Below are 25,191 nucleotides of genomic sequence, written 5' to 3' on the forward strand. Positions count from 1 at the left end.
ATCCTATTCATTCGAAATAAAAATGATCCGATTTAGTTTTTCCAGTCTTAGGGTCAATAAATTGAAAATGTGTTGGAACATATTTGTCTGGATTAATAACATCCCTTTGGAAGTAATGAATCTCTCCAATTTTTTTACCGTTGCTTGTCACATCAGTCTTCATTATATCGGTTGTATATTGAGTACCTTCTTTGAAATTATTCCCTTTTAACCATTTCTTTTGATTCCCTACACTTGTCCATTTCTTGTATTTACTAACATCCACAAACTCACAACCTGTATTATGCACCCATATACCCAAATCCGTTACATAATATGTGTGATAATCAGCAACAGTAAAGTTGTAAACCGTAACTGGTTCATCAAGTTTAGTATACTCAACCCTATCAATTTTTAGATTGCTTCCATCAGCCTTTTGAAGTTTATCACCCGATAACAGTTCGTCAGCGAACAGCCACCCTTTACCTTCAACCCAGAACGGATGATTGTCTGTCGTTTCAATAACCTGTTCACCAACATACAGTTTAATAATATCATCACGCTGGTTACGGAATAAGCCTGTTACTTCCTTGTATGCTGTATTTCCAGTAGGATTATTCTCATTTTTAGAAAGAACCTTATCTCCGACCTCAATGTCTTCAATATTTTTCTCACCTTTGTCAGTCTGTACCTTAGTACCAGCTGTGAAACAATTACACCCTTTCGACGTAATAGATGAGCCTTTCCCTTTAGTTATTGCCGCTCCTGTTAGGCCAACGGCGCTATCAAGTATAGCTTCAACAGACTTCGCCGTAGTCCAAGTACGATCAGTAAAAGCATCCAGATCTGCCAATAGGGCTTTTCGTGCCCAATCTGCTCCTCCTTTTGTATTAAATTGAGAGTAAGGACTGGTTTGAGTTAAAACTCCATATCGAAATTTGAACGTCATATTATCACGATCGCCATAAACCTTTTGGAAGATTACCCCAAGTTGACTACGATTACTCCAGTAAGCATCTGACTTACTTTTAAACGACATAGAGTCTCTTAACATAAGATCAATCTCGTAGTACGTTGAATTTTTTATATGCCCACTCGGATCAACATATTTTAAGGGATTGTTGCTCACGTAAGCATATAAGTTTTGACTCAGCGGGTCACTTAATTCACCCTCGAAAGAATCTTCGTTAATGAATCGTCCCATTGCCGGATCGTACCAGCGTGCTCGCAAATATTGAAGTTCTGTTGTATCATCCCACAACTCACCAGCATATCGGAATGGATTGTGAACCGTTTCTTCCTTGGTCAGGATGTTACCCCAAATATCATACTCATATTGGTTCAAAATTTCCCCTTGCTCATCTCGTAGTCCGGTGGTATCCCCATGTGCATTAGACTGTACATAGGCTTTGCTACCATCTGGATACTGGATAGCTTCCAACTGAGCTCCCCTGATATAGTTCGCTTTTAGCGTTGACGTACCGTCTTGAACTTCAGCTTCGGCAATGATCTGTGCGTTATCATCATAATAATAACGAGTGATGATACCATTCTCCGTACGTTCCACCAGCAAGTTGTCACCATTGTACTTGTAGTTTACCTGAGTACCCTTCTTATTCACGGAAATCAGGCGGTCTCTCATATCATACGTATAGGTACTGTCTTTAACATCGATTTCCGCATCACTAGATAATGTTAAACGATTCCCCTGTTGATCATAGGTATACTCTTCTTGATTTACATTAGATGTCAAAATTCTGTCGAGCTTGTCATATGAGAATGTATCGATTGAATCACCATGTATCCGATTCACAATATTTTTATTGTTATCGTATTCATAGGAATAGCTGTTCAGTAGAACTTGATCCTTTACCTGATTCGAGCCAATCAGATCCAAGCCCTGATACGTTTTAAGATCCTGAACCCCGTTCTTTGCGCTAGCTTCGCGGCTTAAACCGTTCATGTAGTAACTGTACTGCTTATCCGGAGTATCCTGTGACGTACCTACTGAAACAAGACGGTTCATCGTATCATATCCATAGTACACTTTCGTTCCAAACGGACCGGTCATGGATGTGCGGTTACCAAAGCTATCATATTCAAACGTCGTTTGCTTACCATCTGGATAGGTCATTTGCTTTAACTGTTCTGTTGCAGTGTCATATTCATATGACGTAGTTCCCGTTTGATCGATCATGCTGGTACGATTACCCACTCGATCGAAAGTGAATTGGATCGTTTCTTCAGGGCTACTCTTAGCAAGCAAATTGCCCCGTACATCATAATTGAAAAGAAAAGCATTGCCGTTTCGATCAATGAATTTGCTTAAGGAACCGTCTGGATTATAATAACTTTTTGTGGTATTCCCCTGCTTGTCGGTTGTTTGAATTCGACGCCCCAGCTCATCATAACGACTTTGTTTTACATTCCCAGCTGCATCAGTCGTTTGCACGAGATTGCCCAGCATGTCATAAGCGTAGCGTGTTTGTTCACCGTTCGCACTTTTAACCACAGTTAACTGTCCCTGGACGTCATAACTGTACTCCGTAACCTGGCCTTTGCCATCCGTTTCTTCCAGCAAATTACCGTTTATCGGATCATGCGTCATCTTTTTAAGCACTCGAAGTTCATTTTCTTGTTGTGCCTTCTCTGCGACTTGAATTATTTGTCTCCACCGATCGGAGGTTTGAACTTGTGTATATCCTTCAGCGTCAGTCGTTGTCGCTGTTCGGGCTGAATCATTGAATTTCACTGTTGTTATTGAACCATCCGCGCCTGTTGTTGATACAACTCGATTCCATGCATCATATTCCAAATGTGTCCGATTGCCCAGACCATTTTCACTCCAAATAGCACGTCCGTACGGATCATATCCCGTACGTGAAACGACCACATAGATTCCACCCTGGTAATAACCGGATTCAATTTCCTGGCCGAGCGAATTCCACTTTGTTATCCGTTTCTGTCCGTTTTCATCGGTTACTGTAATTCGGTTTCCCACATCATCATAAGAAGCACTCAGGACACTGCCATCCGTCTGAGTAACCCGAATAGTTCGTCCAAGCGCATCATATCCGTATGATGTCGTCCGCTGGGATGCATCCGTTGAACTCATTAAGGTCCCATTAGAAGGTTGGTAGGTTCTAGAAGTCACCACGGTGCTTTTTTTTCCGTCAACATCTGTTACTGATGTACTCGTTTTCATCGGAAAAGCTTGTTGATAGAGTGCGTTAAACTCCAATGTCGTTACTTGTTCCTGAGCGCCGTTCTTCAATCGCTGTGTAAGCAGGTTGCTAAATGTGTCATACGTGTAATCAGCCTGACTGATAAGGTCACCACTGGCACTATTTTTACGGATGACAATTTGAGTGATATCTCCATTTGTGTTGCGTGTGAGAACAGCAACCTGTTTATTGGCGGCATCTACTGCTTCGGTTATGCTGGTTAGCCAGTGCCGAGTTTCATCATATGTGCTGGTAACGGTTTTTCCACTAGCATCTGTTTGAGAAGTTACGTTGCCATAATCGTCATACTGTATGGTTGTAGTCAAGGTGTCCTTTGTCTGATTATCCGTTACAGCCACTGTAGTCGGTTCGGTTGCTGGAATGCTCCGGCCTTTCAATACTTTTCCATACGTATAAGCTGTTGTAAGGTTCTGCCCTTCGGCGCTAACGACCATCTGGTCGAGATAGAAAGAAGTTGGCGTATCTGCGTTAATGACCTCTTTACGGAAATTATATTTCGTCTCTCTCAGTCCATCACGGATGGTAGCCCCAAATGTAGCCTTCTGCCCATAACTTGCTCCCAGGTCTGAAGTATAGCTTACTGTTTGGCGGTTGTAATCTTCAGTTGTGCCATTTTCATAGGTTAACTGATCCTTACGTGTTAGTACGCGGTATGCTTCGTTCAGTGAGTCAGCTCCGATATAGCGTTTCACTGCAGAGTTCTCGTATTCATAGAAGGTCTTTGCTCCAGTTTGATGCTGAACGGAGGTCAGCAAAGCGTATGGATTGGATACCGCGCGTTCTGGGCTAAAGCCAAGCAAGTTAAACTTCGCATCTGCTAGTTTATAGGAATAGGTCGTTTTTCGACCTAGCGGGTCGATGACTGAATCCAGTAATTCAATCCCATTCTGGGTTTTCTTTTGATACGTAACGGTACGATCTCCTTGCCGAATCGTCACGGCCGAAGGTGAGTAATCAATCCGGATCGTATTTCCAATGGCATCCTTGACCTGAGTTAGTAATTTACTCTGATAGGTTGCATTTTGTTCATAAATGAATTGAATGTCGTTCTGCCGGGAATCGGAAAGTTGAAGTAAGCGTCCGTCGGCGGTGAAGTATTGTTTTGAGAGTCCATCGGCCGAAATGATAACTTGTTGCGATGTTTCTCCATTGACAGTTACCGACGTGTCCTGGGTTACGCTGGTACCTTCCCAATCCGCACCCTTAAGCTTGCTGCCAACAATTTCATATCGGCCACCATCGGCCATTACCACAAATGATTTCTCGTTATCCTTTTCAATATATGGTAGTTTCCAAGACCAACCTTTTCCTAGCGGCGTACGCTTGTCCGCTGCTGCAGGCACCGTTTTGTTAAAGTAGGTTACATCCATGTTGCTTCCTACTTGATATGCGCGAGTTTCCCCAGCAGGTTGTGCAGCGATATAGTAGTTATAACCATCGTCAAACGGATAGGGTATAGGATATCCGGGATTTGCATTAAATGTTTCTTTCCAAGTATTAGCTTCAGACCATAATTCAGTGGCATCTGTAGCTAGCGTGGTTGCGACTGCGCTTCCCTCCGTGATTTCAGTTTCCACCCAAGGTTTTTCACTCACGTTGTATACTTTACGTTGTTTCGCACCGTTCCCCAGACTTACCCAGGAATCATATTTCCGTGAGGAGTAGGATCCAGGTTTTTCTACTGTGCCTGCATAAGATTGCGAATAACTACGTGTATCCGAAGCCGGAATTGTCACAGATCCATTGTAATAGGCTGTCCAAGACTTGGTACACGGATAATTAGCCCCCGCTTTATTGGGTGAAAGACAGGCCTTTGTATTTGTCACGGAAGTACGGGTCAATGTTATGGTTTTACCCTGTACCGTCGCTGTTTTGGTATCTGGACATGGACTCCCAGCTCCAGTTTGTACCCAATTTCCTTTAGAGTCATATTTTCCCGAAATTTCATTGATACATGTCTGTTGCGGTGCTGTGATTGTCTGAGCTGGTGTGTATTGTCCAGAGATAACTTTTGCGCTTCCAGATTTGTTTAATGTTCCAATGAATCCACCCTCGTTATAGGCCATAGTGGTAGGAAAGTTATCTTGATTGTTGTATTGAGTCTTCTGTACAAAAAGTGGTTCAGGCTCGGTAAAGTACACGATTCGATGACTAGCCACTTCTTTGGCTTCGGATTCAGTTGTGTAGGTTCCCTTCTTCATCGTTTTCGTTTCAATGATTGCCGTTTCGGAATCGACTACTCCATCCCCATTGTTATCCCACTGAATCGACATATTTTCCGTATACTTAACGTGATATTTAGGAATTTTCTTTTTCTTCACTGCATTATACGTTACAAAGTATTGATATATTGGATATTCGTACGTATTATAGCCTACGTCCATATCATAGAATTGTGCTGAGGTTGAGTTATACTGCCGTTCGAGGGTAAACGACATGCCTCCTCGTCCAGGTAAAGTGGCATCGGCATGTTCGAGAATAAGTCCCCCACTGAGTGTAGAGATGGTTTCGCCATTTTCACCCACACTATATGGCGCTTCATTAAACGATTTTCGATCAAATACGGGTGCTTTCTCTGACACATGCTTCCCTGGGTCAGGGACACTTGTTGAGGCAGCAAGCGGCTGAATGGATTTCAATTCTTTTGAATCGCTTTCTTCCGTTGTTGCCTCCTCTTTGTTTTCCGTAGAAACCGAATCAGGAGTTGTTTCTAACTCTTGGTTGTCTTTGTCATTTGCATCAACTTGTTCGTCTTCAAGTTCTTTCTCTTCCTGGACAGGCACGGACTCATCAGGTGTTTGTTCCGAGGGCTCTTCCTTTTTCACGTTCGACTCTTCCTCGTCATCGGTCTCCGTGATTGGATCTGTCGGTAAATTAGAGTAGACCTCCTCAGTCACCGCATAAGTTTCATAACGCTTCATAATTCCAGATTGTTCAGCTTCGACACTGATAATTGAAGCCTCATTTTCAATAGTAGGGTCAGCATATACATCACTGGTTACGGTAGCTGATTCGTTGACCTCCTCAGGGTGAATTGCCCGAAGCGCCTCATCGAAGGACATTGCGCTTTCTCTGGCTTTGTAAAATGCAGCTATTATTTCATTCAAATTGTATCCTTGATCCAAATAACGCTGGATGAATGAATCCGTGGTACCGAATTCATCAATGAGGATTTGGATCGTTTCGGGTGAAGGAGCTTCATCTTGAGCATATGATTTCGTAGGTAAGGCGTTTCCCATCAATCCTGACAGCACGGCTACGATTAAAATGATGGATATTGTTTTCTTCATAAAATAATTCAAAAGTTGTTTCTCTCCGTTTCAAATTAAATAATAGCTATATGTTGGTTGAACGTGTAAACATAAAAGTAGCAAGCTTGGAATGAATAGTTAGGCGTACTCATGCATCCTTCTGTCCATTTGAGAGTTAATAGCTACTCTCTGAGATGACTAATTGTCAAACGTCATTATGGAATTTGTAAGAGTATCTTCAACAGTTACTAGTGAGAAGAACAGACTCTGTCAATCAGTTGAACGTTAATCTGTTAGGGAGTGAGTGGATTAATGATATTTAATTTTTTTAAATTTCCATTTTTGTCGTACTCATAAACTATCTTCTTCCCGGAATCATATATAATGCTTATCAATTGACCTGCCGAATTGTAAGTAAAACTGTATTTTTGTTTCTTCTTCTTAACTACAACGCTACTTTGTTCAGACTCATTACCTAACAATCCTCTAGTCGTAATATAAAAACGATGCTCTTGATCTGGATTGAGGTTATTTATGACATATTCTCTCTCATGCGTGTTCCCAATTAAGACACCATTGTGATAAATATTAAAACCATCTAGGCTATCATCATCTGCAGTGAGGGATGCCCATTTTAAATGCACAGAAGAGGGATTGGTGAGTTTTAATTTCAATCCCTTGGGGACTTCCAATGAATAATCATCGACCAATATGCGTCTGGGCATAGATGTCGTTGTTCCATTGCTCGTTACATCCATTCCCCACAAGTAAATTTTAGAGGAATTACTGATGGCTGCGCTGGTATTTGCGCCAGCAGAGATGGAGACAATGTTCGTTAAACCCTTCACATTAACCGGCACCAGGCTATTAGTCGTTGTCCCATCACCTAATTTACCTCTGGTATTAGCCCCCCACGAGATTACAGTGCCATCTTCCTTCAAAGCAAGTACATGACTGGTACCTAAAGCTAGTTCCTTTATTCCCTGTAATCCTTCAATCTTGGACGGTGTTATTTTTTTTGTTTGTGTTCCATCTCCCAGTTGCCCAAAAGAATTAGTACCCCATGACCACACATCGCCATTTATATCAATTGCTGCCCCATACCCTGCCTTTTGATAGATATGCTTTACTTTGGTAGCAAATTTAATCTCTATCGGATTGAGGGAATAATCCATTGTCTCATTTCCAAGTTGATCAGTGGCATTTGTGCCCCAACCCCATACCGAGCCGTCACTCTTCAAAGCGTACGTTGTCGAATAGCTTGCGGCTATTTCAACAACACTTTTAAAATTTGGTATCTGAGTTGGTACGGTACGTGATTGAGTATCACCCAACCCCAGTTCGCCTGAAGAATTTGAGCCCCATGTCCAAACCCCACCATCGTTAGTGAGTAATACACTAAAGTTTGAACCTGTTGCTATTGCCTTTATGTTTTTCACTGAGGTAATCAGATCTGGGATCTCAACATCTGTAGTTCCTGGCCAAGAAAGTAACGTTCCATCAGAGGTCAAAGCTAAACTTCGAAAACCTCCGGCAGAAATATCAACAACGTTCGAGGCAGATGAGATCACTCCGATGCCATCAAATGCATTTCCCGAACGCCCCAGCAAACCAGGAAGGTTCATACCGGCTGACCATATTGAACCATCTCTACCTAGTAAAAAGAGATGTTGGGTCCCAACTGAGACTTTATTTATTTCGTTTAGCTTCTTTTTCTCAGCTGCATCCACTTTTTCATTTGTGAAAATCCCAATACTAAGTATTAGAATTAGCACAATAATCGATATTCCCCGTAACTTCATATGCATGTTTCCCCTTCGTGTACATTTTTGCCTGTGCGATAATTGGAAATCCATCTTGTATATCAACTAAATCTTGATCATTCTGTACTTTCCACCCTCTCTTTAACATTTAGTTTTGTCGGTTTTCAAAAACAGCTTTCCTATTATCGTTTATTTGGCAATTTTAAGAAATAGGCTTTTTTTGTCGAATTATAGATATTTTTGTCGATTTATTACCAGTGTACTTTTGTTAAAGTTTATATATGTATAATAAGCAATCTTTTGCGCTACCAAAAACTAGCTTCACTTATCTCGCTGTTACCTATACAAAGAACTATGAATAGAAGACTCACGAAATTTGAATTAGCAGATTAATAAAAAGCACCCTTACGAATAACACTTTATTCGCAAGGGTGCAGGTAAAATAATAGTCTTAATTTATGAAGTAATAAGTTATTTAAGAAGTCTAATAGGGTTAAGGATTCACAACCGTTGTTTTCTTAAGATTTCCGTTTTTATCATATTCATAGTTTACTATCTTCCCTGATTCATACATGATACTTTTTAATTGGCCGGAAGAATTATAAACATAACTAGACTTTTCTTTTTTTACAGGCTTCTTAGTCACAGTTTCACTATTTTTCGAAAATTTCTTCTTGTTACTGTTAGTAGCTTTAACTATAAATTTATATTCTTCATTAGGATTTAACCCTTTAATAATAAAGGTCTCATCGTTAGTCTCAGCTATTTTCAACCCGTTCTGATAAACAATGAATCCACCTAAACCAGTACTAGGTGTTTTAGGTTTATTCCACATAAGTCTTACAGAGGAGCTGGATAAAGCTTTTAAATTCAATCCAGTAGGTGCTTCTATTGATTCCTCTTTCCCTTTAAGTACAGTAACCTCTATAAGTTTCGGTTTTTCCAGAGCTTTAGGAAACCGTTCCAGTAGGTTATTACCCCAAATATAAGCTTGATTTGAGTTACTAACTGCCATGCTAGTACTATTTCCTGCTTCAATATATTTAATATTGGACAGCCCTGAAAGTATTGTGGGCTTTAACTGATCAGTAGTCGTACCATCGCCTAAAGTGCCATACGTATTATCTCCCCAAGATAATACAGTACCACTATCTTCTAAAGCGAGAACGTAAGTATCTCCGAGTGCAAGTTGTGTTATCGAATTTAGACTTTTTACTTTTTGAGGAATGTACTGGTCAATGAGCGTACCATCGCCCAGTTGCCCGAAATCATTCCTTCCCCATGCCCATACATTTTGATCGATATCTATAGCCATAGCGTAGCCCTTACCTGCAAAGACTTTAGTAATTCCTTTCGGGATACTAATTTTACGAGGGATATTACTTGTATAAGGATCTATATCTCTTGAACCCAGTTGATAAGAACTGTTATCATCGCCCCATGCCCACAAAGTTCCATCTTTCCTTACAGCATAAGCAGCATCTGTGTTTACTGCTATGTCAACCACGTCAGCAAGTTTTACAGATGCCAGTTGGCCAAGAGGTTCTATATTACTAAAGGTCCCCCAACTCCAAAGATCTCCATTTTCAGCCAATGCTAAATTCATCTCATATCCTGCTGCTATATCCACTACTTTCTTCAAATTGGATATTATTTGAGTTGGTCTAGAATCGTAACCCCACTCTAAAATTGATCCTTCTGATGTTAACGCTAGACTATGGACTTCTCCTGCAGAAATCGCCATTATATTTGTTGCTAATGGATTATTCTCTACTACTTTATTCATCATTGGAGAGAACTCGCCAAACATGCCACTACCAGCTGACCAAATCGAACCTTCCTCATCTAGCATAAGAAGATGATTGTTCCCTATAGATATTTTCTTTATTATTTGGTCATTTTTAGATTCTGCAGCAAACAGAGAAGTATCCTCAGACAACACGCAACTCAAAAAAACTATCAAAATAACATTGATTTTATTCCAAAAAAGAAATTGTTTACTCAAATTGCATAACCCCATTCTCTAACTTTAGTATTATTTAATCTGCGTATATAATAATTTTCTCTAAGATAACCTCTTTTCACTTGAATTTTTGAAATGCTTATCTATTATCATGTATTTTGGACCTATGTCAAAAAAGTAGACACTATGCTGCGGATTTGTCCGTAAAATTCATCGCAAAGCGAATTGGGAAAGTTACTCTAGCAAACCATGCATTCGCTTGCGATTGTAGTAGAACTCATTTTACTGGTAGATGACGGTATAGGCCTCTTCCGGCGTCTTAAAACGAGGGTTGCAGTAAATGAGTTCCTTCTTTACAATACTGTGCCACGACTCAATACAGGCGTTATCATAACAATTTCCTCGGCGGCTCATACTTGATTCCATTCCGTATGATTTCAGTTGCTCCACGTATTCTTTTGACGTGTATTGAGAACCGTGATCCGAGTGATGGAGTAATTCCGGAGCGGGACGTTTGGCCTTGTAAGCATCCTTCAATGCACCCATCTCCAAACTGGTTTTCATATGATTATACAGACGCCAGCCTACAATTTCACGTGTGCACAAATCCAGAACGCTGGCGAGGCATAGACGACCTCCTCGGCAAGGAATGTAGGTGATGTCGGTAACCCATACCGTATTCGGTTTGGACGTTTTAAATTGCTGATTCAGTGTTTTCGGCGCAAGGGGATGATCGTATTTGGAATCCGTAGTCTAAACACGATATTCGGGCATGACCACAGAACTTAGATTCATTTGACGCATGTATATACTGACGGTAAGTGAAGAGATTCGCAACTCTTTTAAATGGAGCAGATACGTAATATAGGGCTGCCGACCGCATCTGATGGTCGTAAAAATGACACCGAATACGCTTCATGACCTCGTCTTTGCGGTTCTGCCGCTTGCTAGTTCGGGCCATTCGCCATTTGTAATATCCGCTCCGTGATACTTGAAAGGTTCTGCACATCTAAAGGAAACTCGGAGCGATGGTCTTCCACAAACTGAAATCTTAGCTCTTTGGTTTGCTAAAGATGTGCACTGCTTTTTTTTACAATCGCCAGTTCTTCTTGTGTATCCGCAAGCGTATGCTCTTTCTCTTGAAACAACCGGTGCATCATCTCTTGGAGCTCTGCTTCCAGTTCCTTCAGTCGATCTACGCTAGCAACCGGCTCATGTTTATGGTTGTCCCTTATAATTGTAAGATTTCAAGGTGACTTTACTATTGACTGCTGAAGCTGTACTAAATGGTAAAAAGTAACGAAAACAACACTACCTATTAATAGTGACTACCTTCCCATTTCTATTCTCCTTGGTTAATTCCCACCGGCTGGGTGAAGGTAACTCTATCCGAAGAGCGACATGATTACTGGGTTCAGCTTCCTAGATCCTCATCAAATCAATCCACAGTCTCAATACAGAGTTAATTCCAAATAATTCCTTAATCCCTCCTGATTTCAATATATGCAAGAGGGGTGCGAAAAACGCCCAAGATAACTTTTCTGAGATTCAAACTAATTCAATCCACGCACTCCATACGGAGTGCGACTCCAATCTCAGCATTACCTTGACGCGCGTATCGTGATTTCAATCCACGCACTCCATACGGAGTGCGACGATACGCTGCCGCCGAAACCCTCAGCTGTGTCGTCATTTCAATCCACGCACTCCATACGGAGTGCGACGATCAAGGCCTCACCACTATCCCTCAAATTCAGAAATTTCAATCCACGCACTCCATACGGAGTGCGACGAGAATTTATCGTCAAGGCTCTGGTACAGTCAGAGATTTCAATCCACGCACTCCATACGGAGTGCGACCAACGCACGCCAACCGGTTCTATCTCGCGAACAAATTTCAATCCACGCACTCCATACGGAGTGCGACGGAAGCTCAATCGAAACAGCTCGCGATAATTTCGATTTCAATCCACGCACTCCATACGGAGTGCGACCGCGCCCGTAATAGCGAGATTAAAGCGTCCTTGCTATTTCAATCCACGCACTCCATACGGAGTGCGACAATCCAGTCTGTGGTACAAGTCAGAGATTAAGGGTATTTCAATCCACGCACTCCATACGGAGTGCGACAGCGAAGATACACGTATCAAGTTATGTTTAAAATACCTTCATACGTAATTCCGATACTTTTTCCACATATTAGCTCCACTATATCCCACAACAACATATAAACTCAATATCCTTGTTACCAAAAGGTCACAAAACTGAAGTGTTCGACAAATTTCGAGGTGCGAATCTCCCGGGGAAATCATGTGAGCTTGGCATTCGCACCTCTACCTGGCCAGTGTCCAAATAGCTAATAACATAGCTTCGCTCGAGCCAAACAATAGAAAGCATACTTCCTCACCGCATAATATTTCATATCTTCGAACCGATCATGTGAATCCTTCGCAACTGGATTCAAGTTGATTCAACTTTACACTACGCATCTTTACGATGTTGGACGAATTCCAAGTGCTTCCTTTTTATGTCCTCTGACACCTCTGTTTGTGGCAGCAGAGATTCATAAACGACTGTCGTACTTTCCTCATTTAAAACATCAGGAAGGATGTGAAATAAACCCTGTAATTGGCTTGTTAGATTCATATGTTTCGTAATAACAATGCCTTTTGATTTTACTTTGATCAAATCGATATTTGAGTCGTTATTAAATACGATAATGGAATGGAACGGTATGCCTTTATAGCGTTCACCCAAAAAAAGCTTAATAGCTCGAATATGCCCCGCATTTTGCATAATTGGATTGTAAAATTCATTTCGATCCTCAATAAACGCCTGATTCCATATGCGTTCATCTTCATTCCCAACAATTACTCCCCGATAGTTCTTGGATTCAATTACATAGATTCCAGTACTATGGATGGCAACCAAGTCCACTTCAGTGTATTGTCCACCGCTCGTTGGTACATAAAGAGATGAAAGACATTTGATATGGGGATGACTTTTTAAGACAGCATCAAGTACAATCGCTTCTCCCTGCTGCCCCTTATCTAAAAGGACTGCTGGCGTATCTACAAATGAGCTACTTTGCTCGCCTTCCCATGCCTCTTTCTTTCCTAAACTCCGGTCTATGCTTCTTTCCTGTTCTTCATGGGTAAGCGAGCGATTCATGGGGGTTCGGCTTGAGAAAATCCCACTAAGTAAGCCTATTAAAGCTACGATTCCAAACAAAATCCCGACAACAAGTCCAAGGTGATCAAAAATCCACGTCACAATGGTTGCAGTTCTTGTTAGTAAATACACCTATCTATCACCCTCATTTAGAAACTTAGTTTGACCTATTCATAGAATGGTTCTGTACATCTAATTAAACTTACTTCCAACATGAGTCGAGTTATAGGGACCACATCTCGCTATATGAATTTGTTAGCTCTACGATCAGGAAGTATTCGCTTCATCGTTTTGTATGTACAGTACACATCACATACACAATAGGGATATTTATTAAATAAATCGTGAATTCAATCATTCATTATGTTCCTAGGCCCGATTTAAATATTGATTAGTTGTTATAATCAATCATCTCCTTCTTTTCATGCTCTACTCTATTATGCAAATCACTTCACGATAACATTTAATTAAGAAAATTAATTTTTATTCATTAATATTGGTTTAAGATATTTGTCCGATAATTCCGCTAGCATGTCTAATGCTTTCTCTTGTGAAACGAACCCGAGTCCTGCAGAAGGGAAGGGTATCAAGAAAATGTATAAAACCCTATTGTTTAATGAAATTTCTGCTTTAAAGGATTTTTGTAATTGCCCCTTACTGTTCCTCATATCACAAGAGAATGGGATGGATGAGAATAGATTTTTTCCAAACATTAATTCAAGAGCATCTTTCTTAAAGCCAGCAGCTCCGCCAATTCCGAGGAGAATTTGTGCACTAGATTTTGTTAGAGCATTTCTGATCATTCTAGCTCTGAAATTCGTATCTTCTTTGAAGTCACTAAAACTCGATGTGGAGTATTTTTGGGGCTTGAATCTACCTTTTGGTTTATTGAATGCTGCTAAATAAGGGTTGTCTTGATTTGGTTTATCTTCAGGAGATGGAGCTACTGCTCCATATTCATTTGGATACCATTTTCTCTCTGTTGATCTGGGGAGCGGTCTCCAATCAATTAAAGCAGTTTGAATTCCCTCCGTTTTTGGCTTGTAGAGCTTGCAGCCAATGTATTCCTTGATTACACAAAATTCGTCGGTATTTAGAGAACCTTCAAACCAGTTGGATTGTCTGTTTCGTTCATGAGCTAGACAAAGCCTTGCAATAGCTGCATTAAAAACGCCTTTAGTAAAATCCTTAGAGTGTTTTTTTCAAACAATCCCTCTAGATTTGGATAATAAAATCCCTCTCGCCAGTTGTTTGCCTCAATACAATAATTCCTTACATCCGAAGATTCATCCGTTGTAATCAACCGCGTCCTGGCTTTAACATTTTCTGTTACTGTATAACCACCCGTGCCCTCTTCATTTCCGAAAACTAAAATATCTGCATTAAGAATATCACCACAGCCTATGTAGGAAAGTAATATATCGTATTCTGCCTTACTTAACCTCCAGTCCTCCACCCTGATTCCACCCTTTTGAAAGATATAATCTAAACTTGAGTCCGATAAACTTGTCTCATCCAGCACGCTAGAACTTCCAATTTTAATTACTAGTCTCTGATGCTGATATTCTACGTGTCGTTAGATTTCAAGTTTATTCATCTTCTAATTCTTCTTGGCTTATTTTTCAATTTTTCTTGTTCTCTTTTGTCCTGCATTCCATAGAGACGAACAGCTTTTCTGATATGTTTCTCCATTAAATCTAACTGGACATAGATATCCTTTAGTCCTCTCTCTTTAATCATGAAATTCCCTTTATACATGTTCATATCTAGTACATATGATCTTGAATAATTATTTGAATCTATATCTTGATAATCAATTTGAATATCAAAAATAGGGAAGTTTTTATTTTCATCCATGATTTCTATAAAACTACCTGCCAAAGCGTTAACGGTTTGACCTGGAGCTAAAAATGCAACGCCTTCATTAAGCATATATGCATTTATTAAATCTTTAGGAACTTCTTCCCCATTTCTTGGTTTCAAATGTATCTTAATATTCTTGGCCGCATTGTCACTCTTATTGGTCAACAAAAATGAAACCAGCTGAAGATCGTTTGAGTGAAAATAACCGATAACATTGGGCGTGTTATTTTCTTGACGAATTCTTTCGTTTTGCTTTAATGATTCAGCACTGTACCGTTGAGAGTTTCTAGCAAACCATACGTTGAGAGCGGTCAATAGGATAGTGAGTGTAATATTAAATACGCCAATGATGTTGATATTCTCTGAAGCCCATTGGTTAAAATTCATTCCTTGGCACTCCTTATTGTTTGTAAATGTAGACTTTCTTCACATTGTTTTAATGTGATTCTTGACAAGAGTTTGTAAGAGAGTCTTCAGATAATAATTCGCTTCCTTATCAAGCGGAACTTCATAATAACTTTGCTCCAATTTCAGAGCTTTTTCTTCGTTTAAACGTGTGATCTTTTTAAACTCATCCAATGAAAGCTCACCATGCTTCAATCCAAGCATATATGCTCTATCCGTTCCTTCATATGTAATCGCACCTTTAAAATCCTTAAACTCAGACTTATGAAAACGGATTAAGAAGAGTAGAAAGTGTAAGGACATCATCGCCTTTTTCGTGTTATATCCATATTGAGCGATCATGCTTTTCTGTGTTTCAGAGTTTGGTTTGGTAAGATCCCTCATCTGTCCTCTATACATGCCAAAACAACTATTGAACAGACTCTTTAAGTTAATTGTTGAAATCCTATCTCTGTAATTAAGAAGTTGCTCGATCTCAGCATATCCAAAGGTATCTACTTCTACGGAATATAGAAGTTCGAGGAAGGTGAGATTTGAATTGGTCAGTAGTTTTTCTAACTTTCTAACATCATGAATTTCGATATCTTCTGTCGTTGAAGTTTGAAAGTTCTTATATAGAGATCCTGTATACAAATCATTGAAGTTCGGTAACACAAAGTATTTGACATCCCTATCTGATGCTTCATCATTTAAGTTGCGGTTAATGCTTCCCGAAACGGTTCTCAATACGGCTTCCCGATGATGTATCTTCACTATTCCTCCCCCTTCCTAAAGAAAGCCTTGTTTGATGTATCTTTCTTTCTCTTCTCGAATGCGATCCACGAATAATACGATACCCAGAATAGTAACGGAAATATAGCTACTGCCATATAGCGTTTATCATAAGGGAGCGTAAAAATAGCAACAATGGAGATCGGTAAAATAATGGTTAGTAGAATTACATATTTGCCCCAATGTGTTTTTAATATATCCACCCGCTCCTTAGTCGATTGAAATCAAATTCATATGTACTTCGTTTTGCCCGCCTTCGCTCAACATTCCTTCGTCCCAATCAAAACGGGTTGTAACGGGCTGTTGCGATACTCCCCAATATCTGTGACTAATCTGCAAGAGAATCCTGATTCAATAGCTTTTAGTGCTGGATATAGATACTTGGAATATCATTGTTTTACTACAGTTCACGTTCACATACTCATTTTCTCCATCGTTCTCAACACCCATCTTAACTCACGTTCATTCAATACGAACTCATCGGACACTCCTTATCACAAGATCACACTTCATCATTAGCGGATAAAGCTGGAATATGTGCTAAAGTTCTTCCATCTGTCAGTTTCTCAATTCTATCTTTTTGTACATTACGAAATATATCTGAAGGGAGAAAACGCTCCGTTGAGCCAATGACACTTTTACCATCCAAGTACATTTGGTACTCTTTACTTGAATGAAAATAGATAAGTACTTCATCGTTTTCATCTGCAAGTTTATCAATATCGTATCTAGGGTTTAGCTTTAATCCTTCTTCTCTTTCTTTTTCCAATCTCTTAAAAAGTTCTGTTATAGTTTCCATTCATCCAAACCTCCTATTGAATAGATTCGATTCAATCAACCACACCGAATCCTATACCCCCAACGGGTTCTTATATAGTCTACCATTTCTCAACATGCTATGGGTATACATGGGAATCACTTGTTTTTCCTTTCAACGTACATTGTACGTGCATACTCCGTTATATGGCACTTCATCAAAATAGTTATACAAAGAAAATACAGAGATCGTACTATTTACTCGTAAAGGCGTCTTGAAATAGTATGCCTAATTTAAGTACTGCAACTTCTTTTACCTGTCCTGCTGCTTATATGACTACCTTCTCTTCATCTTTAAACCTGCGTAACTAACCGCCCTCATCAGTCTTATCCATAGGCTATAGATAATCGCTAGGCATTCCACTCTTCAAAGTATCGCCGTCCCCATTGCTCCCCATTTCATTAGAGAGACGATAAACCATACGGTTATCGTTAATTCATTAATTCCCCCTCGTATTAAGCTCTCCTGTATGTGGTATAATCAAGGTGCGAAGGGGTCCAAATCTTCGCCCTGGCTCGTTTGTTTTCCTAAACAAACGGGCTTTATTTTTTTCGTTGATGTTGTCTAGTATATTCATTCAGTACGTTGTCCAACTTCTGCGATTTCTCCACTACCTCCACTGCTGTTAAACCCATCTGCTGGGCTAAATCAATAAGCTCTTTTCGCAACACTTCAATTTGAATACGTAACGCCTCCGTACCCATGTTGAGTTTTCCTCCTTTATACATCCTTTAATTAGAACAGACTTTTTTTACCCTAAACCTCATTCGGCACCGTTTGCCTGTCTAGCCCTAGCGGCGATGAGCGGAATCTTTTAAGGTTGATGAGCAGTTATCTTACTAGCTGACATGCCTTACCTTATGAAGTTTTCAAAGAAACAAATTATTCGTATACCGTAGCCGTCGCAGATTTAAGATCATATAGGTTCTCGCAGGGCAAGGCTGCCCGAAGGGACGACAAAATTAGGTGGAATGATTTTCTCAACATAATTTTGTCGCCTTGCCCGGAGAGGTTCTATATGATCCCATGCGGTTAGATGGCTACGGAATACGAATGATCTCTTTGAAAAACGGAATAGGGTAAGTCTCCACGCAAGGTATGCGAACGTGACTTTTTTTCTTCTTCGAATATGCAACCAAAGGTTTTGAATCAAAGGTCTACTCAGGTAGTTTTGGAACGATGAAGGAATGAAGCGAGCGTAATGGAGTCATGGTTCCTTATTTGCTTCGTAGTACATGGTGGGTATTGTGAAGTGAAGTGAAACGGAGCGAAGCCATGCCCATGATATATGAGCATTGCCCCAAGTCTTTAACTTCCTTGCTAGTCCCGTTAAGAATTCCAATGGAACCCAGACGACTTATCTGGGGTCGCTTGGGATTTAGGGACGGTGAACTGCGGGAATACTCCCGCTATATCTACATCTCTTAGCTTTATGTGTAATAAGCTCGCCCTGGTATTTGTTGATTGATTGAAATGAAATGTACTCTTAAACGACTAATCTAATCTGCCCTGACCTTGAATCTGAAGAGGTGATATGTATACAGAGCTATAACATCAATATTGGCTATACAAATACTAGAAGGCAGTGTGAAGGAATGATTGCCTCTTCACTAAAGCCATTTTATCTTTTATGATGTGTCTTCATGCGGTAATGATACGAATTAGTAGGAACCGAGAAATATATAACAAATAAGTTCTCGTAAAGGCAATACTTATGTATTTATCTTTCAACTCTATCCAAGCACAAAATTTCCAGTATAAGACGATATCCAATTTAATGTTCAGCGTGTACTCTTTAGTATCAATTCCAATCCATATATGGCTCATATCAGCACGAACGAGATCGAGACGTAACGCCACACATTAAATTGTGATGAAACAACAAAAATTTGCTGAACCTATGGCACAACCAGCTAAATACATTCACTTAATTAATCACGTATACATTACGTATATGTTTACGTGTATACGTAAATGTATTTAAGAGACCCTCTGCAATTTGCAGGGGACCTTTGTTTGTGATACATAACTAAACCAAAAAAAACACCCATCATTCGCTCATTAGGAGCAGTATGTTGAGTGCTTTTTCTTTATTGGATACCTTTGAGACGGAGCGGAATGCTTTCACTGAAGTTCGATCCAGCTGCTGGTGTTTGAAGTCTGATTACAAGATCGGTTAGTTGAATAGTTCCTGTTTTAGGGATAATCACAGCAGTGGTGTCTGTCCGGCTATTGCGATAAACGCGTGCAACTGTATTCAGCACACCTTTTTGGAAAAAGGCCTCCCGATCGGGACTATTAAATCCATCGACTTGAAATTGAATTTTTGTGTTAGGGTTATATTTTTTTGTATCTTTGTTAAATACCGGCCCACCTTTGAAATAAAGGACGTAACTCTTTTTCTGGTCTTTAACCATCAAATTAGTGATTGAAGGGCGGTTATTATACCACTTAAGCGTATTGATAGGCGCAATCAGTCCAAGGTTCGGGTCGTTAGGATCAGCCAAGTCGATAGCGATAAGAGCGTCCAGTTTAGCTTGGTACAGTCCATCTTTCGATGTGATGGTCATAAGCTTTTCGTTCCACATTTCTTCGACCGAAGACTTACCGGCTTGTTTCCAATCGGATTCCGGAGTAACCCACATTTCTGGCATCACGGTGAAGATGTTGGTACCATGCCATGCGATTTCTGCACTACCGACCGCATACCTGTCGACGTCAAGGGAAGCGCCGGTATTCTTGGTAAGAATACGTTCGATTACAACGATTGCCTGCGCACGCGTGGTCAGTCCATTCGGAGCGATCTGCCCTATACCTACCCCTTTAATGAGACCGGCTTTCGTAGCGAGATACATCCATTTGTCATCTTCCTTTGTTGTTTCCCCGATCGCACGAGCTGCAACACGGGCCATCTCTTCGCGTGTCATCACTTTCGCCCAAGCCGCTTCGTTATCGTTAAAATCGTCAGTTGCGAAAAGACCTGCTTTGCTTGCGGTATCAACGTATTCCGTGTACCATTTACCGCTGATGGGGTGGTTTCAAGCTCCATGGCCGAGACGACCATCTTCATGAATTCAGCGCGCGTGACGCTGGCGTCTGGTTTAAAGGTACCATTCGTATATCCATCGACATAACCTTTGGAAACGCCATTAGTAATAGCACCGGCGCCCCAGTGGGTCGATTGAACGTCGGAAAATGGAGTTTTAGCGGCTTGCGCGTTAGGTATTGTGATACTCATCGTACCTAACATAAGCGCTGCTGTCAGTGTGATTCCTGCGATTTTGATAAACTGTTTTTTCATGAACTCTCTCCTTTTGATTCGGCGCTCTTGATTTAGGAGAAAACTCCTCAATATTCATTATCGTCACCATAGGCTTAGCGATTAAATACCTGCAAAAACCAAGTTGGATTTTATGTATCTAAAACTTCGATTAAACGATTCCTAAAGGTACACAAAAAAAAGATCTTGAGCATTTCCGCAACGATCCCTATTGTCAGTCCGCTAGTTGAAAACAGTAGTTGATCTCGGTGTTGCCTTCTTAAGTTTTATTAAGTTAACGTTTCGATAAATAGGAATTAAGCATTCATACAGTTAGTCCAAGCTTACTAATAAGTAAATCACCTTGTTCTATTTTCAATGAGTTCTTTTCTTGTTTAAACGCCCAACCAATTTCATTCGCGTGCCTTATTAAAAGTTCGCAATTCCTAGGTTTGTGTGGGTTAAAGTGCCAACTACCTTCCCATGTAAATAACACTTCAAAATATGAGGTTTTAGATGAATAAACCTTAAAATTAACAAACGTATTACTAGGAATCTCATTAATGACACAGTGAAACTGATAACCATTTACCATTATCTTTTTAGCTCTCTTGCGGAATGTCTTTCCCATACAAATGACCCTCCTGAAACACAATAGTCTTTCAAGCATGACGAGTCATACCTTAGTTCGAAATATACCACATAACTAGAACTATACTGCCTGTTGCTTAATCTTCACAATAGATCTTTTCCTTTAAAGCGACCTCTCTTAGGCTGTAGGTTTCCATGGTATAGCAGTGGATTTAATCTTGACCTTCTTCAAATAATTCTCTGAGCATCCTATCCTTGTTATTCACAAACTCTTTCATCATCATAAAATGGTCGGTTTCTTCCAATACTTGAACCTCGATACCATCTGGCTTTAGATTGTAAATAATCGAATCTGGGTATGCCATGAGGATTGGGGAATGGGTCGCAATAACAAATTGAGAGTTTTGCAAAACAAGTTCATGGATTCGTGTCAGCATCGCCATTTGGCGAAGGGGAGACAATGCAGCCTCAGGCTCATCCAGTATATATAATCCATTCTCCCCGAATCGATGAATGAACGTGGAAAAGAACGACTCTCCGTGCGATTGCTCATGCAAGGACTTGCCACCGTACGAATCTTTAATAGGGCGACCGAATGAAGGCTGGCTGTCCAATTCATCGATCGTCGTGGCTAAATTATAATAACTTTCTGCCCGGAATAAGAAGCCATCCCTCGGGCGTCGCGGACCTTTGATCAATTGTATATATTCATATAAGCTCGAGTGGGTAGCCTGGGTTGAGAAGGAAAAGTTGATGGTCCCACCCTCCGGGTTAAATCCCCATGCAACAGCGATGGACTCCATCAGTGTTGATTTGCCCATCCCATTTTCACCTACGATATAGGTTACCTTGGGGTGGAAATCAAGAGTATTTAGGCTTCGAATGACTGCCAAGTTAAAGGGGTAACGATTATAAGTGGGGACTTCGTGCCTTTTGAGCTGAATTTGTCGTAAATAGGCATGCTGTACATTCAATATAGTTCACTCCCTTAATCGTTATCCTCACCTTTGTTGGCCGATGCTGACTCATGTAGCACCTTTCGTTTACTCCATCAATCAAATCATACCACATACCGAAACGACCCTGCCCGTTAGCTTAACAAGTATCGCCTATCTAATATAGTTCTCCACCGTCCTCCCCATTTCTTAGTTATTCAGTGATTCTTAAGAACTATGATATGTGATACAATATTCCTAATCCTACCAGTGTTAGATGGATATCTTTAATGAAAAGATGAATTACATTTTCTAAATTGTGAGGTGAATTATCAGAGTAACAAGCTAGGTACTAAACATTGCTAGTACATAGAGTATGTTTTTGGGAGGCCGCTCTCAAAAATTAACGGTAATTAAGTATGAATAGAACGTACGGTGTAAGGCTTTTGTAGAACTTGAAGAACGAATTGATTTGAGGAGGAAATATGAAAAATATTTTAAAGGTTCAGGGTATTCTATTGGCTATTCTGCTGGTTATTGCGGTTCCTGGAAATGCATTGGCTTCAGGCTCTTCTTCCATCGCAACAAATGCACAAACATATCTGGAGTATATGGGTGAACACCTTAAAGATAGTTCAGCCTCTCCTACAGATAATTCCATGGGAAATGGTAAAGTTCATGGACAGACAAAACGATGGATTAGGAGCACGCTAAGAGAAATTGGCGTAGACTCTCGATATATTTATGAGCAAAATTTCAACACACAAAAAGACACTACTGGCGTAATTTCTGCGCCGTGGGGACATCATGTATTTTTTAAAGGCTCGAATATTGAAGTCACACTGAAAGGGAAAGATCCTAGCAAACAAATCATTGTTAGTGCCCATTATGACGGATCAGGCTATTCGAATAACGCTTCGGGGGTAGCATTAATGCTCGCTCAAATCAAGGAGCTAGTAGACAAGAAATCTCCTCACGCAGTTAAATTGCCGTATACCGTAAAATTTGTTTTTTTTGATATTGAACAATTTAATAAGGGATCAGAGTACTATGCAAAGAAAATGACTGCAGCAGATAAGAAGAATACTCTTTTCATACTCAGTATCGACAATATCGCACGTGGTGATTACCCCAATGTTTATGGAGGCATAACCGATCCAAATAATAACTCTGTTGTACATACGGAAGCATATAAATTAGCGGTTTCCAAAGCTTTAGAATTAGGAATTAATGTATTTGATACAGAGGCGCTAGATGGATATTACAACACACATGGCAAAGGTCCCGAAATTAGCGAAAATACGATATATACCAACCCATGGACAAGCTCAAACCCTTCTCCGGGCGTAAAGTATTCTGTACTTTCTCCTTCATATCCAATAAGCAGAAGTCATATGCTCTTTGTAGAAGCAGGGATACCTTATGCAAGTTTCCAAGCCTCGAACTGGTTTGCAAAAAGCATGGATGGTACTATATATGAAGCTGAAAATGATGGATTAATATCTCAGGTTAGGCGAGATTTCTACATTTCAGGAGGGAAAGAGCACGATACGATGAAAATTCTAGAAGCTTATTTTCCAGGACGTTCATTGGCACATTACAATGTGTACGGCCCATTGTTGAACAAAATGCTGATGGAGCCAGACATCGAAATACTCCAACCAAGTCAATAAAAGTACTCTACATCAAAAACAGTTACAGGGAGCTATGATTCCGAATTATTCGGAGCTTAGTTCGCCCGTAACTGTTTTTGTTTGATTTTCTCGACTCTGAGGTGTAATTTTAGCCGCCAAAAATTGAACGTTTAGTCACGATATCTACTTTTAAACCTGTATGTAGCCATGCTGTCTTGTCATAAGGCTACTAGAGAAAACTCATAGTCTCATTTCTTATAAGAAACTGAAACCATTCTTCTTTTTCAACATACGGAACTATTAACTCATAGTTCTTGCCGAAAACAAAACTCAAAAGAAACGTATCTAAACTTTCGAATTCTTGGAATCTCCCCTCATCTTTTATTAGAATCAACGAACCAGAAAACTTGTCTATAAAAAGCGGTTTATACACTACTTGTCCTATCTCAAGCCACCTATTTATAAACTCAGGGAATTCGCTTACCCTATATTGATTATCAGGTAATTCTTCATAGGTCCAAAAATCAATCGCCCCACAGCGTGCACCATTTGTTTTTTCTAGAAATGAAATGTACTGAGTGAGGTGAACAGAATTAAACTCAAACTCAATACCAGAGATCCCCTCATTTAACTCACCAACTATTATCCCATTTGGATCTTCTTTCAAGCTTATCTTTAACCTGCAAATTATATCTTTGAGATTCTTATTCATCTTTGGCTGCACTCCATATGTATATCTCAGTAATAGCGTTGAATTTTCTTAATTATATCACGATGGCTTTGATTCATCGTATCATTAGCATTTGTAAATTGGGATAGAACAGGCTTAGCCGATACACTAATCATAATAACCACAAAATTACTATTATGACTCCTTTAGAATACATCTTCACAAGTGTTCACTTCGTATACTTACAGAAACCCCGAACGAGAAAGCCCAATTCTTTAGATGTGGGATAAAAGTGAGGTCGGATACGGAGTATCACTATTGTGATGCTTCAAGTATCCGAAATGTCTGCGTTCTTAATTTTTTAGCTCGTTTCAATTCATCTATTAAACTGATACAATATAGATATGAATGAATATAGAAGAACAAACACAACCGTAACTTTGTTGAACTATCATTTTGTGTTCTGCCCACGATACAGAAGAAAGATATTTCTCAAATTAGAGGTAGAACAGCGCTTCAAGGAACTGGTGCATGAGGTATGTGCAGAGCTTAACATTGTGATTGTTGCCATGGAGTGCGACAAAGACCATACACATATGTTTCTCAATGCACTTCCAACATTAATCCCTGCTGATATCATGGCAAAAATAAAAGGAGTCACATCAAAAAAACTACGAGAAGAGTTTCCACACCTTCTGCATTTGCCCAGTTTGTGGACACGTTCCTATTTTGTTTCTACCGCTGGAAATGTATCAAGTGAGACCATCAAGCGTTATGTTGAACAACAAAAGACAAGGGGGTGAAATAACTGTCTCAGACCCTAACGGTTAAGGTAAAGCTGCTGCCTACTAAAGAGCAGATCCAACTATTGCAA

The 25,191-nt window shown here is 40.0% G+C and carries 17 protein-coding genes, 1 pseudogene and 1 CRISPR repeat array; of the genes and pseudogenes, 2 read left to right on the plus strand and 16 right to left on the minus strand.

Annotation, left to right across the window (positions count from 1 at the left end):
• Positions 1 to 7 precede the first annotated feature (7 nt).
• The 15 genes and pseudogenes from PAEAM_RS19415 to PAEAM_RS19485 form a co-directional block, all read right to left on the minus strand.
• Positions 8 to 6,514 carry a polymorphic toxin-type HINT domain-containing protein gene (locus PAEAM_RS19415; protein ID WP_165789980.1) on the minus strand — a complete coding sequence of 2,169 codons (6,507 nt, stop codon included), beginning with the start codon at positions 6,512 to 6,514 and terminating at the stop codon, positions 8 to 10.
• Between the two features lie 254 nt (positions 6,515 to 6,768).
• The gene (locus PAEAM_RS19420; protein ID WP_165789981.1) at positions 6,769 to 8,277 is read right to left on the minus strand and encodes an RCC1 domain-containing protein; all 1,509 of its coding nucleotides are present in this window, start codon (positions 8,275 to 8,277) and stop codon (positions 6,769 to 6,771) included.
• A 454-nt stretch (positions 8,278 to 8,731) separates the two neighbouring features.
• Complete coding sequence (locus PAEAM_RS19425; protein WP_165789982.1) at positions 8,732 to 10,243, minus strand: RCC1 domain-containing protein; 1,512 nt, start codon at positions 10,241 to 10,243, stop codon at positions 8,732 to 8,734.
• 240 nt (positions 10,244 to 10,483) lie between these two features.
• Positions 10,484 to 10,942: pseudogene (locus PAEAM_RS19430) on the minus strand (IS3 family transposase); the annotation flags it as partial.
• 814 nt (positions 10,943 to 11,756) lie between these two features.
• A CRISPR array of direct repeats spans positions 11,757 to 12,331; the repeat unit is 33 nt; unit sequence ATTTCAATCCACGCACTCCATACGGAGTGCGAC.
• A gap of 351 nt (positions 12,332 to 12,682) precedes the next feature.
• Positions 12,683 to 13,504, minus strand: coding sequence for a nuclease-related domain-containing protein (locus PAEAM_RS19435; protein WP_100528641.1), 822 nt, complete (start codon positions 13,502 to 13,504; stop codon positions 12,683 to 12,685).
• A 344-nt stretch (positions 13,505 to 13,848) separates the two neighbouring features.
• Positions 13,849 to 14,175, minus strand: coding sequence for a hypothetical protein (locus PAEAM_RS19440; protein WP_100528642.1), 327 nt, complete (start codon positions 14,173 to 14,175; stop codon positions 13,849 to 13,851).
• A 335-nt stretch (positions 14,176 to 14,510) separates the two neighbouring features.
• Positions 14,511 to 14,894, minus strand: coding sequence for a hypothetical protein (locus PAEAM_RS19445; RefSeq protein WP_100528643.1), 384 nt, complete (start codon positions 14,892 to 14,894; stop codon positions 14,511 to 14,513).
• 71 nt (positions 14,895 to 14,965) lie between these two features.
• A complete protein-coding gene (locus PAEAM_RS19450) occupies positions 14,966 to 15,622 on the minus strand; it encodes a hypothetical protein (RefSeq protein WP_100528644.1) in 657 nt (218 codons plus the stop codon).
• 39 nt (positions 15,623 to 15,661) lie between these two features.
• On the minus strand, positions 15,662 to 16,393 hold the full coding sequence (locus tag PAEAM_RS19455) for a DNA polymerase beta superfamily protein (RefSeq protein ID WP_165789983.1): 732 nt from the start codon (positions 16,391 to 16,393) through the stop codon (positions 15,662 to 15,664).
• A 520-nt stretch (positions 16,394 to 16,913) separates the two neighbouring features.
• The gene (locus tag PAEAM_RS19465; RefSeq protein WP_100528647.1) at positions 16,914 to 17,210 is read right to left on the minus strand and encodes a hypothetical protein; all 297 of its coding nucleotides are present in this window, start codon (positions 17,208 to 17,210) and stop codon (positions 16,914 to 16,916) included.
• A gap of 560 nt (positions 17,211 to 17,770) precedes the next feature.
• Positions 17,771 to 17,932, minus strand: coding sequence for an aspartyl-phosphate phosphatase Spo0E family protein (locus PAEAM_RS19470; protein WP_100528648.1), 162 nt, complete (start codon positions 17,930 to 17,932; stop codon positions 17,771 to 17,773).
• Between the two features lie 1,386 nt (positions 17,933 to 19,318).
• On the minus strand, positions 19,319 to 20,155 hold the full coding sequence (locus PAEAM_RS19475; RefSeq protein ID WP_243391410.1) for a hypothetical protein: 837 nt from the start codon (positions 20,153 to 20,155) through the stop codon (positions 19,319 to 19,321).
• Positions 20,155 to 20,529, minus strand: coding sequence for an S-layer homology domain-containing protein (locus PAEAM_RS32380; protein WP_243391411.1), 375 nt, complete (start codon positions 20,527 to 20,529; stop codon positions 20,155 to 20,157). The genes PAEAM_RS19475 and PAEAM_RS32380 overlap by 1 nt, the downstream gene beginning before the upstream one ends.
• A 283-nt stretch (positions 20,530 to 20,812) precedes the next feature.
• On the minus strand, positions 20,813 to 21,118 hold the full coding sequence (locus PAEAM_RS19480; RefSeq protein WP_100528649.1) for a hypothetical protein: 306 nt from the start codon (positions 21,116 to 21,118) through the stop codon (positions 20,813 to 20,815).
• 172 nt (positions 21,119 to 21,290) lie between these two features.
• On the minus strand, positions 21,291 to 22,022 hold the full coding sequence (locus PAEAM_RS19485; protein WP_481856117.1) for an AAA family ATPase: 732 nt from the start codon (positions 22,020 to 22,022) through the stop codon (positions 21,291 to 21,293).
• Between the two features lie 476 nt (positions 22,023 to 22,498).
• Here PAEAM_RS19485 and PAEAM_RS19490 point away from each other — a divergent pair, with 476 nt between their 5' ends.
• Positions 22,499 to 23,686, plus strand: a complete 1,188-nt coding sequence (locus tag PAEAM_RS19490) for a M28 family metallopeptidase (RefSeq protein WP_100528651.1) — start codon at positions 22,499 to 22,501, stop codon at positions 23,684 to 23,686.
• Positions 23,687 to 23,876: 190 nt separating this feature from the next.
• On the opposite strand, the gene PAEAM_RS19495 is transcribed toward PAEAM_RS19490, so the two are convergent.
• The gene (locus tag PAEAM_RS19495) at positions 23,877 to 24,359 is read right to left on the minus strand and encodes a hypothetical protein (RefSeq protein ID WP_100528652.1); all 483 of its coding nucleotides are present in this window, start codon (positions 24,357 to 24,359) and stop codon (positions 23,877 to 23,879) included.
• Positions 24,360 to 24,721: 362 nt separating this feature from the next.
• On the opposite strand from PAEAM_RS19495, the gene tnpA reads away from it, so the two are divergent.
• A complete protein-coding gene (gene tnpA / locus PAEAM_RS19500; protein ID WP_100528653.1) occupies positions 24,722 to 25,120 on the plus strand; it encodes an IS200/IS605 family transposase in 399 nt (132 codons plus the stop codon).
• Positions 25,121 to 25,191: the final 71 nt, after the last annotated feature.

The sequence above is a fragment of the Paenibacillus sp. GM1FR genome (assembly GCF_002803315.1).
Classification (GTDB): Bacteria; Bacillota; Bacilli; order Paenibacillales; family Paenibacillaceae; genus Paenibacillus; species Paenibacillus amylolyticus.